This window comes from Pelomonas sp. Root1237, assembly GCF_001425055.1.
GTDB lineage: Bacteria > Pseudomonadota > Gammaproteobacteria > Burkholderiales > Burkholderiaceae_C > Pelomonas.
The window spans coordinates 53394-66936 of record NZ_LMDK01000022.1; the positions used below are offsets into that span (position 1 = coordinate 53394).

The window sequence follows — 13543 nt, forward strand, 5'->3', positions numbered from 1 at the left end:
GGTATGCGCGCGCTCAGGTCGGCTGGGCCGCTGCGGCCTCGGCCAGCAGCGGTGGCAGCTCGGTGACCAGGGCCGTCTTGTGCACCAGCGGCACGCCCTCCAGCGCAAAGGCATACGGCGCACGCTGCGCCTCGTCCAGCGCGGTCACAACGATGAGGCGGCTGCGCGCGAACTGTGGGTGAGAGCGCAGGCTGGTGATCAGCGCCGCGCCGTCGATGCCCGGCAGCAGGATGTCGATGAGCAGCACGTCCGGTTCCAGGCGGCCGGCCATGGCCAGGCCGGCGATGCCGTCGGAGGCGACGTGCAGCTCGGCCTCGGGCAGTTCGCGCTTGACGACCAGGCTGATGAGGTTCTGGAAGTGCACCGAATCCTCGATGAGCAGCAAGGTCAAGGGGCGTTCGTTCGCTCGGGCGCCAGTGCCTGGCAGCGCTGTCGTCGCACGGCCGGCGCGGGCGGCGAGCCAGGCCTCCAGCGAACTGCGCAGGATGCGGCGGTGGCCGCCTGGCGTTTTCCAGGCCTGCAATTCGCCACGGTCGACCATCAGCTGCACGGAGCGCACAGCCATGCCCAGCTGTTGGGCGGCTTCGGTGGTCGAACAGGTGTCGGGCGTGGAGGGGGTGCGGTTCACTTGCGATATTTTGCCGAATTTGCCGGCAATCGCCGAGTTGGAATATTTGATAAAAATGATCGCATCGGAGAATGCGGCACCGATACGGAGCCAGCCATGTTGTTCACCGCCGCCTTCGACCCATCCACACCCCCGCTGGCGCTGCCCCATCCTGCCCTCGACGAGGACCATGACCGCAGCGCCCATCGCGTGCGGCTCGGGCATCTGGCGGAGGCCCTGGCCGTGCATGTGGGCATGGACGCCGACAGCGCCCGCCAACTGCGCCTGGCCGCACCCCTGCACGACATCGGCGAGCTCGACGCCAGCCCTGCCAGCGCCGTACCGCCCTGGCCGCTGACGGCCGAGGAAGAGCACCACCGCCGGCGCACCCTGCCGCACCGTGGCGCGGCCCTGCTCAGCGGCTCAAGCCTGCCCCTTTTCGCCCTGGCGGCCGAAATCGCCCTGTACCACCGCGAGCGCTGGGACGGCAGCGGTTATCCCGAAGGCCTCAGTGGCGAGACCATTCCGCTGTCTGGGCGTATCGTTGCCGTCGTGGACTATTTCGACGCACTGACCCTGCCCCGCAGCTACCGCCCGGCCCGCGCCGACGACCGCGCGCTGGCGATGCTGGCCGAGCAGGCCGGCAGCGCCTTCGACCCGGCCATCGTCGCCGCCTTCCTGGCCCATGCCCCCGAGCTGATCGCGCTGCGCGACCGCGTCAACGCGACGCGCGCCGGAGAGAGGGCATGACGCGGCTGGCTGCCGCGCTGCTCGGCCTTCTCGGCTTTTTGGCCACCGTCGCCGCCGGACCGGTTTCAGCGGCCCCCAACAACACAACCCCTTCGCAGCGCGTGCAGGACAGCGGCGAGTTGCGGGTGTGCATCTGGCCCGACTACTACGGCATCTCGCTGCGCAACCCGCGCACCGGCCAGCTGTCGGGCATCGACATCGACCTGTCGGCCGCCTTCGCCGCCGACCTCAAGGTCAAGCCCGTCTATGTCGACTCCTCTTTCGCGACCCTCATCGAGGACCTGCTGCGCGACCGCTGCGACGTTGCGATGTTCGCCGTCGGCATGACGCCACAACGCGCTCAAGCACTGCGCTTCAGCCGGCCCTATCTGGAAAGCGACATCTATGCGGTGACAACGCGCAGCAGCCGCGTCGTGAAGAGCTGGCAAGACCTGGACCGCCCCGGCGTGCGCATCGCCGTGCAGGCCGGCACCTTCATGGAACCCGTCATGGCGGGTGCCCTCAAACAGGCTAACCTCGTCGTCGTGCGGCCACCCGACACCCGCGAGCGCGAACTCGAGGCCGGCCGCGTGGACGCCTTCATGACCGATTACCCCTACAGCCGCCGCCTGCTGGACAACGCCGACTGGGCCCGCCTCGTCGCGCCGCCCACGCCCTTCTTCGTGCTGCCCTATGCCTATGCCGTCAAGCCCGGCGACGCCGCCTGGCTGACGGCTGTGGATGAATTCGTTGGGCGTATCCAGCGCGACGGCCGGCTGCAGGCCGCCGCCAAGCGCCACGGCTTGAGCGCCATCGTGCGCGAGAGATGAGGCCCCTCGTCCAGTCTCGCCTCGCTGGACGCGGGCAATCCTGGCCGGTCCCCCTTGGGGACGGCGATGCTTGCCGGATTGGCCGACAAGCACATCGCCCAATGGGCCGGCTTGGGAGCGGCCCGGCGCTCGGCCCGCAATGCTGCCCCACACGTCGCGGTCGCTACAAACACGAAAGGGACGGCTGACATGCCCCACCGGAGTCGCTGGCGCCCAAGCATCATCACAGCCAGCGCCGGCGTCCTGCTCGCGGCCACGCTGCTCGCCGGCGCGGGCTACAGCATCTGGCGCGAGAAGCGCGAGCAGACGACCGAGGCCGCCGCCCGCCAGGCGCTGCTCGCGCGCGTGCTCGAGGACCACGCCAGCCGCAGTCTGGACGCCGCCCAGCTGGCCCTGGCCGGCTTGGCCGACGTGGCCGAGCGCGGTGCCCCACCCGAGGTGCTGCAGGCCCTGCTCGGCCAGACCCAGGCCAGCCTGGGTTTCCTGCGCGGCGTCGCCCTGCTCGACGAGGCCGGCCACGTGCTGGCCGCCGCCGACCCCGCCGACCGCGGTGCGCAGATCGCCACGGCCAGGCTTGGCCCGCTGCCGGCCCTGGGCCAGGACTCGCTCGGCGGCTTCGTCGCCGCGCGCAGCCTGGCCAGCCTCGCCGGAGTCGCACCAGGCAGCGCGGCCGCCGTCGTGCCGCCGGGGGTGGGCTTCATCCCGCTGCTGCGCGGCATCAGGACCCCCGGCGGGCGGCCGGCCCTGCTCGCCGCCCTGCTCAACCCCGACGCACTGGCCAACTTCCAGGAACTGACGCTGAACGACGCTCGCGCCGCGGCGGCACTCGTCGACCTGGACGGCCGGCTGCTCGCCGTGACCGCCGGTGCCGACCACCTGGCAGGTGAACGCCTGGCCTCGCTGCAACTGCCCACCGGCCCGCTGGCGCGCGTGCGCACCGGCAGCGAATACGGCCGCTGGGACGGCCCGGGCCTGCGCGATGCCGACCAGCTCGGTGCCTTTCGCGCGCTGCGCACCCGCCCCCTCGTCGTCGTCGTTGAACTGCCCCAGGACGAGTTGCGCACCCAGTGGCTGTCCACCGCCTGGGACCTCGGCCTGCCCGCCATCGGCATCGCCGCCGCGTTGCTCGTGCTGTCGGCCGTGGGCGCGGCGGCCCTGCACGCGCGCGAGCGCTCCATGCTGGATCTCGACGAGGCCCAGCGGCAGGTCGCCGAGCGTGAGCGCGAGCTCAGCGCCATCTTCGGCAGCGTGCAGGACCTGCTGTTCCGCACCAACGCAGCCGGCCAGGTGACCTTCATCAACGAGGGCTATGCCCGCCTCAGCGGCCATCCCGTCGCCCAGGTGCTGGGCCGGCCGCTGCAGGAGCTGTTCGGCGGCTCGCCGGCCGTGGCCACGCTGTTCGCGGCCGGCGACGTTCACGAAGCCCGGCCGCACGAACTGCGCGCCGACTGGATCGCGGCCGACGGCAAGGCGCGCAGCTTCGAGATCCACCTGGTGCCGCTGCGCCGCCAGGCCGGTGTCCTCGAATGGGTGGGCAGCGCGGCCGACGTCAGCGGCCTGATGCGCGCCCAGGCCGAACTGCGCGCCCAGCTCGGCCTGGCGCGCTCGCTGCTGTCCAGCAGCCCGCTGCCCACGTCGGTGCTGGACAGCGACAACCGCTACCTCGACGTCAACCGCGCCTGGGAGCAGTTCACCGGCCGGCGCCGCAGCGAGGTGCTGGGCCGCAAGGCCGCCAGCTATCTGCGCCCCGAGGAGGCCGCCCTGCACGACAGCCGCGACGCCGAGCTGCTGGCGCGCGGCGGCGAAATGAACTACGAGGCCGTCTGGCAAGGCGGCGATGGCCGCCGGCGCGACCTCTACATCAGCAAGTCCACCTTTCCCGACGCCCACGGCCGACCCATGGGCATCGTCGTCTGCTTCATGGACATCAGCGAATTCCGCGAGGCCGAGCGCGCCACGCGCGCCGCCCGCGACGCCGCCCTGCACGCTTCGCGGGCCAAGTCCGACTTCATCGCCAACGTCAGCCACGAGCTGCGCACACCGCTGCAGTCCATCCTGGGCTTCTCCGAGATCGGCGCGCGGCGCGCGCGTGCCGAGCCCCGCCTGGCCGAGCTCTTCGGCGACGTGCACCACGCCGGCCAGCGCATGCTCAGCCTCGTCAACGACCTGCTCGACCTCAGCAAGATCGAGCGCGGCGCAGAACCGCTGCATCCCGAGCGCCTGGACCTGAGGCCACTGGCCGTCGAGGTCGGCCGCGAACTCGAGCCCCTGCTGGCCGCACGTCAGCTCAGCCTGGCCATGGCCCTGGGCGACGAGGACCTCGTCGTGCTGGCCGACCCGCGACGCCTGCAGCAACTGCTGCGCAACCTGCTCGCCAATGCCATCCGCTTCTCGCCCGTGGGCGGCCACATCGAGGTGACCGCCTGGCAGGACGATGCGGCCGACGAAGTGCGCGTCGACGTCGCCGACCGCGGCCCCGGCATTCCGCCGGACGAGCTGGAGAGCATCTTCGAGGCCTTCGTGCAGTCCAGCGCCACCAAGAACGCCGCCGGCGGCACGGGCCTGGGCCTGGCGATCTGCCGGCGCATCGCCGAGGCTCACGATGGCCGCGTCTGGGCGGCCAACCGCGCCGGTGGGGGCGCCGTCATCAGTCTGGCACTTCCCGCCACGCGCTTTGGCGACACCACGCCGGCGGCGCTTTGACGGCAACATCGAAGGGAACCTCATGGCTGACAGCGACAAGACGAGCGACAAGCTGTTCGCGGGCTCGATCCCGAGGCTCTACGACACCTTGATGGTCCCGCTGATCTTCGACGGCTATGCCGCCGACACGGCGGCGCTGGTCGCGGCCGGCTCGCCGCGCACCGTGCTCGAAACGGCCGCCGGCAGCGGTGCGGTCACCCGCGCGCTGGCGCCGAGACTCGGCGCCGCCGCGCGCTACGTGGTGACCGACCTGAACCAGCCCATGCTCGACTACGCCGCCAGCCAGCAAGGCGCCGACAGCCGCATCGAATGGCGGCAGGCGGATGCACTGGCCCTGCCCTTCGACGACGGCGCCTTCGACGCCGTCTGCTGCCAGTTCGGTGCGATGTTCTTTCCTGATCGCGCCGCCGGCTACGCGGAGGCACGGCGCGTGCTCAAGCCCGCTGGGCGCTTTGTCTTCACCGTCTGGGACCGCATCGAGGAGAACACCTTTGCCGACGAGGTCACCCACGCCGTCGCCACGGTGTTTGCGCACGACCCGCCGCGCTTTCTCGCCCGCACACCGCACGGCTATCACGACGTTGCGCTGATCCGTGGAGACCTGAGTCGCGCGGGCTTCACCGAGATCACGATCGAGACGCGCGCGAAGCTGAGTCACGCATCCTCGGCTCGCGCCGCCGCCACGGCCTATTGCCAGGGAACACCGCTGCGCAACGAGATCGAGGCACGCGACGCCGGCCTGCTCCAGCTCGCCATCGACCGTGCCACCGAGGCGATCGCCAGCCGCCACGGCGAAGGCGTGGTGGCGGGCAAGATCCAGGCCCATGTGATCGTGGCGGCGGGATAGCGGTTGCCGCACAGTGCCGCAGGTGACAGCCCCTCACCGCGCCGGCCGCGCAGAATCGCCGCACCGCTTGGAGCCGTCATGACCGCACGCGCCACCTTCACACGCATGGACGAAAGCAGCCGCGAAGACTGGGGTCTCATCGTGCCCGAGGCGATGAAGATGGCCCGCAGCCTGCCTGACCGCGTGCTCGAGCATCTGCGCCTGCTGGACGGCGACTTCGGCGGCTTCCCGGTCGACCGGCTGACGCACTGCCTGCAGACCGCCACGCTGGCCCATCGCGACGGGCGCGACGAGGAGTACGTTTGCTGCGCGCTGCTGCACGACATCGGCGACACGCTGGGCTCGTTCAACCACCCCGACATCGCCGCCGCCATCCTCAAGCCCTTCGTGACGGAAGAGAACCTGTGGATGGTGCAGCAGCACGGCATCTTCCAGGGCCACAACTTCTTCCACCACATCGGCCTGGATCGCGACATGCGCGAGCAGTTCCGCGGCCATCCGCATTTCGGGCGCACGGCCGAGTTCGTCGAGCGCTACGACAACCCGGCTTTCGACCCGCACGCCCAGGCGCTGCCGCTGGCGTTCTTCGAGCCCATGCTCAGAAGGCTGATGGCCCAGCCGCGCCAGTCGGTCTACAAGGCGGCGATGAAGGCTTAGGCCTTTTGGTTGGCTTTCACAGCCGCCTTGATCAAGGCTTTCAGCGCCGCCTTGTCGATCTTGTCGCCTTCCTTGAAGTCGATGGCGCGACGCACATTGCCTTCCAGGCTGGAGTTGAAGAGACCTTTGGGGTCGGCCAGCGAAGCGCCCTTGGGAAAGGTCATCTTCACGGCGCTCTTGTAGGCCTCGCCGGTGCAGACGATGCCGTCATGCGACCACACCGGATTGCTCCATTTCCACTCCTCGACGATGTCGGGGTCAGCCTCGTGGATCAGCGCCCGCAGCGCGGCCAGCATCTCGCTGCGCCAGCCGCCCAGGCTCTCGATGCGTTCGTCGATCAATGCCGCGGCCGGCGGCGTGGATTTCGATGTGCTCATGGACCGCAAGCTTAGCCAGCTTCTCTGAAGGTGATGCCGGCATGCTTCTCGTCATAGAAGGCCATGCGGCCCTTCAGTGCGGCGTGCTCGTCATAGGGCGCCTCGTAGGACCAGATCGCGTCCTTGAGGCTGCGACCGTTCTGGGTGACGCTGTAGTAGGTGGCATCGCCCTTGAAGGGGCAGTGGGTCTGGGTTTCGCTTCGTTCCAGCTTGTCGACCTTGACGCTGTCGCGCGGGAAGTACAAGCGCGGCGGCGCGCCGGTCTCGTCGACACGGATGACGTCATCCGATTCGGCGACGACCTGGCCGTCGATGCGTGCCGTGACCCGGTGAGCGAGACGGGTTTCGGCAACCGTGTGTTCGGGATGGTCCCGATGCCCAGGGGATTTGCTCATGGGGGTCCTTTCATGCGTCAACGGCGACGGCCCGTCCCGCGGCAATCGCCGTTCCTAGCGCCGCAACATCAGCAAGCCCAGCAGCAGGAAGATGGCGTACAGCGCCCTCTGGAACATCAGGGTCGGCAGGCGCTCGCGCAGGCGCGCGCCGAGCGCCATGCCGGCAAACGCCGCGCCCAACGCCACGCCGCTGGCCCAGGGGTCGGGCGGCGCTGCCGCATCCAGGCCGCCCAGCCGTGCAGCCAGGGCGAGGGAGGCCAGCATGAAACTGATGCCCAGAGCCTGGATCAAGGCGCCCCGCCGCAACTGCAAGGATTGCAGAAAAGGCACCATGGGCAGCACGAAGACGCCGGTGGCCGCGCTGACCGCACCGCCGAGCAAACCGGCCAGCGCACCTAGCCAGCCGGCATGCCGACCCAGGTCCGGCAGCCGCGGCCGGCACAGACCAAACACGCCATAGGCCACCAGCACTGCGCCCAGCGCCAGCCGCGCGCCGCCATGGCCCGTGCTGAGGCTGGGCACCGGGGCGAACAACGTGCCCAGCACCAGGCCGGTCCACAGCGGCCAGAGCCGCCGCCACAGCCCGGCCGCGTGCGAGCCCAGGCACTGGGCGACATTGGTCAACAGCGCCGGCAGCAGCATCAGCGCGGCGGCCGGTGCCGCCGGCAGGTGCAGGCTCAGCAATGCCATCGCCAGCGTGGGCAGGCCCATGCCCGACACGCCCTTGACGAGGCCGGCGAGCAGAAAAGTCAATGCCACCCAGCCCAGCAGGCCGGCGGAAAGCCAGTCGATGTCATCCATGCCGGCATGGTCCGGGCGGCGGTGGCCTGCGTCCATCGCGCAATGCCGCGCCTATCCTCAGGCATTGCCGAAGGATGAGCCATGACCGCACGCAACCCCCACTACCGCATCGACCCCTTCGACCTGCGCCTGTTCGCTGCCGTGGCTGAAGGCCACACCATCACGGCCGGTGCACGGGCCGTGCACCTGTCCCTGGCGGCCGCGAGCACGCGGCTGCAGGCGCTGGAGCGGGTCGTGGGCGCCGTGCTGATGCAGCGCGCCAAGACCGGCGTCACGCTGACCGACGCCGGCCGCACGCTGCTGCGCCATGCGGGTCGGCTGCAGCGCGAGATGGAGGCCTTGCACGCCGGCATGGCCGCGCATGCCCACGGCGTGCGCAGCACAGTGCGGCTGCTGTGCAATACCGCCGCGATCAGCGAGCATCTGCCGCCGCTGCTCGGCCCCTTTCTCGCGGCCCACGCGGACATCGACGTGGAACTGCGCGAACTGGACAGCCAGGACGTGCTGTTCGCCATGCGCCAGGAGCGCGCGGACCTCGGCATCGTGGCCGACTACGTCAATACCGAAGGATTGGCGACGCGCCCCTTTCGTCGGGACGAGCTCGTCGCCGTGCTGCCCGCCGCATGGGTGAAGGGCCGGGCACGGGCCATCGCCTTCACCGAGTTGCTGGCCCAACCTTTCGTCGGGCTGCCGGCAGAGGCGGGCCTGAGCCGCTTCCTGCAGGCCCGCGCGCTGCAGCATGGCCGTGGCCTGCACCACCGCGTGCAGGTGCAGGGCTTCGACGCCATGCTGCGCCTCGTCGCCGATGGCGTCGGTGTGGCTGTCGTGCCGGCACTGACCGCGGCGCGGCTGGCTGGTCCACGTGTCCGTGTCCGCCGGCTGAGTGATGCCTGGGCCGTGCGCCAGTTACTGCTGTGCTTCGGCGAACTCACGCCCGGCGCCGCCGCGCTGCTCGATGCTCTAGTCGTGCAATGAGGACAGGAACTGCTTGAGCTCCGGCGTCTGCGGCGCCCCGAAGAGCGCGGCCGGCGGGCCGATCTCGTGCACGCGGCCCTGGTGCATGAAGATGACGCGGTCCGCCACCTTGCGGGCGAAACTCATCTCGTGCGTGACCATCAGCAGCGTCATGCCTTCGTCGGCCAGGGTCTCGACGACGCGCAGCACCTCACCCACCAGCTCCGGGTCCAGCGCCGAGGTGATCTCGTCGCACAGCAAAACCGCCGGCTCCATCGCCAGCGCGCGGGCGATGGCCACGCGCTGCTGCTGGCCGCCGGAGAGCTGGTCGGGCATGGCGTCGAACTTTTCAGCCAAGCCGACACGGCTGAGCAGCTTCGACGCCTGCTCGGCCGCCTCGTGCGCGCTGCGCTTCTTCACCAGCGTCGGCGCCAGCATCACGTTGCGGCCCACGCTCAGGTGCGGGAACAGGTTGAAGCCCTGGAAGATCATGCCCACCTGCTGGCGCAGCGCGCGCATGGCCATCGCGCTCTCGTAGAGCAGCGGCTTGCCGTTGACGGTCAGCGAGCCGTCCTGGAACTGCTCCAGCCCGTTGATGCAGCGCAGCAGCGTGCTCTTGCCGGAGCCGCTCTTGCCGATGATGGCAATGACCTCGCCGCGCAGCACGTCGAGGTCGATGCCCTTGAGCACCTCGTTGGCGCCATAGGACTTGCGCAGCGCGGTGATGCGCACGATGGGCGCGCCAGGCACGACGGGCGCGGCCTGCAGGTCTTCAAGTTGGGCGGCCATGGGCTTTGCCTTCCAGATGTTGTGCCAAGAGGCTGACGGGGAAGCACAGCGCGAAGTACAGCAGCGCCACGCAACCGAAGACGAGGAAGGGCTTGAAGCTGGCGTTGGCGATCATGCTGCCGGCCTTGGTCAGCTCGATGAAGCCGATGACCGACGCCAGCGCCGTGCCCTTGATGACCTGCACCAGGAAGCCCACCGTCGGCGCGATGGCCAGGCGGCCGGCCTGCGGCAGGATGACGTGGCGCAGCTGCTCGCCGAAGCTCAGTGCCAGGCTGCGCGCCGCCTCCCACTGGCCGCGCGGCACGGCGTCCACGCAGCCGCGCCAGATCTCGACGAGGTAGGCGCTGGTGTAGAGGGTCAGCGCCAGTGCCGCGGCCGTCCAGGCCGACACCTCCAGGCCCAGCAGGGCCAGGCCGAAGTAGGCGAGGAAAAGCTGCATCAGCAGCGGCGTGCCCTGGAAAAGCTGCACGTAGAGCGCGATGGCGCGCCGGGTGCGGGCGCCCATGCCGATGCGCAGCGTCAGCAGCAGGCCGCCCACCAGGCCGCCGCCGATGAAGGCGATGACCGACAGGGCCACCGTCCAGCGCAGCGCCAGCAGCAGGTTGCGCACGATGTCCCACAGGGTGAACTCGATCATGCCGACCGCCTTCCGAAGATGAAGCGCGGGCCGGCCCAGCTCAGCAGCTTGCGCGCTGCGATGGCCAGGGCCAGATAGGCCAGCGTCGCGATGATGAAAGCCTCGAAGGCGCGGAAGTTGCGGCTCTGGATGAGGTTGGCTGCATAACTCAGCTCCTCGGTGGAGATCTGCCCGCAGACGGCCGAGCCCAGCATGACGATGATGATCTGGCTCGTCAGCGCCGGCCACACGCGCTGCAGGGCCGGCGGCAGCACGACGCGCGTGAACACCTGCACGGGGCTGAGCGCCAGGCTCTGCGCCGCCTCCCACTGCCCACGCGGCGTGGCCTGGATACCGGCACGCAGGATCTCGGTGCCATAGGCGCCGAGGTTCAATGTCATCGCGATCAGCGACGCAGCCTCGGGCGACAGTTTCACGCCCGCGGCCGGCAGGCCGAAGAAGATGAAGAAGAGCTGCACGATGAAGGGCGTGTTGCGCAGCAGCTCGACGTAGGCACCGAGCAGGCGGCGCAGCCACACCGGGCCGCTGGCGCGCGACCAGGCGCCCAGCGTGGCGATGAGCAGGCCCAGCGGCGTCGCGATGAGGGTGAGCCCCAGCGTCCATGCCAGGCCCTTGAGCAGCAGCGGCCATTCGGCCAGCACCGCGAGGAAATCGAAGCTGATCATGGCTTCGCTCGCTTCGCGTCAGAGCGGCAGGTCGCCGGTGCCACGGCCCAGCCACTTCTTGGACAGCGCCTCCAGCTCACCGGCCGCCTTGGCCGCCGCGATGATGTCGTTGACCTTGGCCAGCAGCGCGTCCTCACCCTTGGCGACGCCGACGAAGCACGGGCTGTCCTTGAGCAGCAGCTTGTATTCGGTGTTCAGCCCCGGGTTGCGCTGCATCAGGTTGCCGGCGACGGCGGCGCTGGTGGCCAGCAGCTGGGTCTGGCCGGCGGCAAAGGCGGCGATGGTGGCGTTGTTGTCCTCGAAGCGCTTGTATTCCAGCGTGGCCGGCGCCACCTTGGCCAGCTCCTGGTCCTCCATCGCGCCACGCGTGACGGCCACGCTCTTGCCGCCCAGGTCGGCCCAGGTCTTGATGGGCAGGCTCTTGGCCGCGAACACGGCCTGGTAGAAGGGCGCGTAGGCGGCGCTGAAGTTGATGACCTTCTCGCGCTCGGGGTTCTTGCCCAGCGTCGAGATGACCAGGTCGGCCTTCTTGGTCTGCAGATAGGCAATGCGGTTGGCGCTGGTCACCGGCACCAGCTCCACCTTGACGCCCAGCTTGGCCGCGATGAGCTGGGCCACCGCCACGTCCAGGCCCTGCGGCGCCATGTCGGGGCCGACGAAGCCGTAGGGCGGGTAGTCCGTCGGGATGGCGATCTTGATCGCCTTGCTCTTCGTGATGGTGTCCAGCGCGGTCTGGGCCTGGGCAGCGGCGGCCAACAGGCTCAGGCCGGCGATCAGCGTCAGGCGGCGGGAAAGCGTCAAGGTCATAGCAGGGCTCCTAGGTAGGCGGGTTCGGCGGTGGAGGAAGTCGTGGAAGGCAGCGGCGCGAGGGCTTCGCGCAGCTGCTGCAACGGGTCGTCGTCGGCGGGCAGGCGCAGCGCGGCCTGCACGCTGGACAGGTGCTCGGCCATCAGCGCCTCGGCGCGGGTGCTGTCGCCAGCGGCCAGGGCTTCGACGATGGCGACGTGGTCCTGGCAGGACAGCGCCGCATCGTGGGAGGACTGGTAGCGCATCGCGATCAGCGTCGTGCGCGCCGTGACGTCGCGCAGCGTGTCGGCCAGCAGGCTGTTGCCCAGGCATTCGGCCAGGCAGACATGGAAGTCACCGAGCAGGAAGCTGCGCGTGCCGACGTCGTCGCCGCGCAGCGCCGCCTGTTCCTGCTGCAGATGCTGGTTGAGCCGCGCGATCGCGTCGGCAGGCAGTTGCGGCTGGCCGCGGATCAGGCCCAGTTCGATGACGCGGCGCGCCTCGAAGGCCTCGCGCACCTCGTCCGGCGTCGGCGCGATCAGATACCAGCCGCGCCGCGCGCTGACGGTGACGATGCCGCGCGCCGCCAGCCGCGTCAGCGCCTCGCGCACGATGGTGCGGCTGCAGTCGAACAGCATCGCCAGCTGTTGCTCACCCAGCCGCGCGCCAGGCGCGAGCTTCTGCGCAAGCACCGCTTCGATGATGCGCTGGCTGATGTCGGTGGCCGAGATGCCCATGGCGGGGGCTTCGCAGCTTCCATGCCAGCGCTCATCTGGCTTGTATGCAAGTCATGCGCACAAAACTGGGCCGGCTGAGCGCCTTGTCGCACCGGCGCGGTGCGGAACAGCCCCAATGCGGATCGGGTCGTTCCGCATCGGCTAGCTTCATTCTTTTTGGAAGGCTTGCCATGGACCTGCAACTGAAGAACCGCCTCGCCCTCGTGTCGGGCAGCACGGCCGGCATCGGCCATGCCATCGCACAGTCCCTGGCCGCCGAGGGCGCGCGCGTCATCGTCAATGGCCGCATGCAGCCCGCGGTCGACGCCGCCGTCACCTCCATCCTGGCCACCACCGGCCAGGAGGTGTTCGGCTTTGCGGGCGACCTCAGCCAGCCTGACGTGGCCGAGGCGTTGGTGCGCGCGCACCCCGGCATCGAGATCCTGGTCAACAACCTGGGCATCTTCGAAGCCAAGCCTTTCGAGGACATCCCCGACGCCGATTGGCAGCGCTTCTTCGACGTCAACGTGCTCAGCGGCGTGCGCCTGGCGCGGCTGGTGCTGCCGGCGATGAAGGCGGCCAACTGGGGCCGCATCATCTTCATCTCCAGCGAAAGCGCCGTACAGATCCCGGCGGAGATGATTCACTACGGCATGACCAAGACGGCCCAGCTCGCCGTCTCGCGTGGCCTGGCCGAGTCCCTTGCCGGCACCGGCATCACCGTCAACAGCGTGCTGCCCGGCCCGACGCGCTCGCGCGGCGTCAATGAATTCGTCGAGCAAGTCTCCCAGGGCAAATCCTTTGCCGAGTTCGAGACCGAGTTCTTCGAGAAGGTCAGGCCGACCTCGCTGATCAAGCGCTTCGGAACGCCCGAGGAGGTGGCGTCCCTGGTGGCCTATGTCGCCAGCCCCCTGGCCTCGGCCACGACGGGGGCGGCGCTGCGGGTGGATGGCGGGACGACGAAGAGTGCGTTTTAGGGAGGCCAGTCCGGCGCTATAGGCTGCTTCAAGCTGGAAGGGGATATGGGACATGCAGGAAACGGAAGCGCAT

The 13543-nt window shown here is 69.7% G+C and carries 16 protein-coding genes; 7 read left to right on the forward strand and 9 right to left on the reverse strand.

Going from position 1 to position 13543, the window contains the following annotated elements; translation table 11 throughout:
* Window positions 1-13 precede the first annotated feature (13 nt).
* Window positions 14-565, reverse strand: coding sequence for a response regulator (locus ASC91_RS27890; protein WP_235532135.1), 552 nt, complete (start codon window positions 563-565; stop codon window positions 14-16).
* 159 nt (window positions 566-724) lie between these two features.
* Here ASC91_RS27890 and ASC91_RS27895 point away from each other — a divergent pair, with 159 nt between their 5' ends.
* From ASC91_RS27895 to ASC91_RS27915, 5 genes are all read left to right on the forward strand, one after another.
* On the forward strand, window positions 725-1357 hold the full coding sequence (locus ASC91_RS27895; RefSeq protein WP_056205407.1) for an HD-GYP domain-containing protein: 633 nt from the start codon (window positions 725-727) through the stop codon (window positions 1355-1357).
* Window positions 1354-2166: an ABC transporter substrate-binding protein gene (locus ASC91_RS27900; protein WP_056205408.1), complete on the forward strand. Its 813-nt coding sequence runs from the start codon at window positions 1354-1356 to the stop codon at window positions 2164-2166. The genes ASC91_RS27895 and ASC91_RS27900 overlap by 4 nt, the downstream gene beginning before the upstream one ends.
* A gap of 189 nt (window positions 2167-2355) precedes the next feature.
* Window positions 2356-4869 (forward strand): ATP-binding protein, encoded by a 2514-nt coding sequence (locus ASC91_RS27905; protein ID WP_056205410.1) that lies wholly within the window; start codon window positions 2356-2358, stop codon window positions 4867-4869.
* A 22-nt stretch (window positions 4870-4891) separates the two neighbouring features.
* Window positions 4892-5716 carry a class I SAM-dependent methyltransferase gene (locus ASC91_RS27910; RefSeq protein ID WP_056205411.1) on the forward strand — a complete coding sequence of 275 codons (825 nt, stop codon included), beginning with the start codon at window positions 4892-4894 and terminating at the stop codon, window positions 5714-5716.
* Window positions 5717-5794: 78 nt separating this feature from the next.
* Window positions 5795-6373 (forward strand): HD domain-containing protein, encoded by a 579-nt coding sequence (locus tag ASC91_RS27915; protein ID WP_056205413.1) that lies wholly within the window; start codon window positions 5795-5797, stop codon window positions 6371-6373.
* Here the strand turns inward: ASC91_RS27915 and ASC91_RS27920 are convergent.
* The 3 genes from ASC91_RS27920 to ASC91_RS27930 are packed head-to-tail and all read right to left on the reverse strand — an operon-like array spanning window position 6370 to window position 7946.
* Window positions 6370-6750: a DUF1801 domain-containing protein gene (locus ASC91_RS27920; protein WP_056205414.1), complete on the reverse strand. Its 381-nt coding sequence runs from the start codon at window positions 6748-6750 to the stop codon at window positions 6370-6372. The genes ASC91_RS27915 and ASC91_RS27920 overlap by 4 nt on opposite strands.
* An 11-nt stretch (window positions 6751-6761) precedes the next feature.
* Complete coding sequence (locus ASC91_RS27925; RefSeq protein ID WP_056205416.1) at window positions 6762-7145, reverse strand: DUF427 domain-containing protein; 384 nt, start codon at window positions 7143-7145, stop codon at window positions 6762-6764.
* A 54-nt stretch (window positions 7146-7199) separates the two neighbouring features.
* The gene (locus tag ASC91_RS27930) at window positions 7200-7946 is read right to left on the reverse strand and encodes a sulfite exporter TauE/SafE family protein (protein ID WP_056205686.1); all 747 of its coding nucleotides are present in this window, start codon (window positions 7944-7946) and stop codon (window positions 7200-7202) included.
* A gap of 81 nt (window positions 7947-8027) precedes the next feature.
* Here ASC91_RS27930 and ASC91_RS27935 point away from each other — a divergent pair, with 81 nt between their 5' ends.
* Window positions 8028-8921, forward strand: a complete 894-nt coding sequence (locus tag ASC91_RS27935; protein ID WP_056205417.1) for a LysR family transcriptional regulator — start codon at window positions 8028-8030, stop codon at window positions 8919-8921.
* Here ASC91_RS27935 and ASC91_RS27940 read toward each other — a convergent pair.
* The 5 genes from ASC91_RS27940 to ASC91_RS27960 are packed head-to-tail and all read right to left on the reverse strand — an operon-like array spanning window position 8907 to window position 12514.
* The gene (locus ASC91_RS27940; RefSeq protein ID WP_056205419.1) at window positions 8907-9689 is read right to left on the reverse strand and encodes an amino acid ABC transporter ATP-binding protein; all 783 of its coding nucleotides are present in this window, start codon (window positions 9687-9689) and stop codon (window positions 8907-8909) included. The genes ASC91_RS27935 and ASC91_RS27940 overlap by 15 nt on opposite strands.
* On the reverse strand, window positions 9673-10326 hold the full coding sequence (locus tag ASC91_RS27945; protein ID WP_056205420.1) for an amino acid ABC transporter permease: 654 nt from the start codon (window positions 10324-10326) through the stop codon (window positions 9673-9675). Before ASC91_RS27945 ends, ASC91_RS27940 begins: the two co-directional genes overlap by 17 nt.
* Window positions 10323-10991 (reverse strand): amino acid ABC transporter permease, encoded by a 669-nt coding sequence (locus ASC91_RS27950; RefSeq protein ID WP_056205422.1) that lies wholly within the window; start codon window positions 10989-10991, stop codon window positions 10323-10325. The genes ASC91_RS27945 and ASC91_RS27950 overlap by 4 nt, the downstream gene beginning before the upstream one ends.
* An 18-nt stretch (window positions 10992-11009) precedes the next feature.
* Window positions 11010-11798, reverse strand: a complete 789-nt coding sequence (locus tag ASC91_RS27955; protein WP_056205423.1) for a transporter substrate-binding domain-containing protein — start codon at window positions 11796-11798, stop codon at window positions 11010-11012.
* Window positions 11795-12514: a GntR family transcriptional regulator gene (locus tag ASC91_RS27960; protein ID WP_056205425.1), complete on the reverse strand. Its 720-nt coding sequence runs from the start codon at window positions 12512-12514 to the stop codon at window positions 11795-11797. The genes ASC91_RS27955 and ASC91_RS27960 overlap by 4 nt, the downstream gene beginning before the upstream one ends.
* A gap of 170 nt (window positions 12515-12684) precedes the next feature.
* Between ASC91_RS27960 and ASC91_RS27965 the strand changes: the two genes are divergently transcribed.
* A complete protein-coding gene (locus ASC91_RS27965; protein ID WP_056205427.1) occupies window positions 12685-13470 on the forward strand; it encodes an SDR family NAD(P)-dependent oxidoreductase in 786 nt (261 codons plus the stop codon).
* Window positions 13471-13543 lie beyond the last annotated feature (73 nt).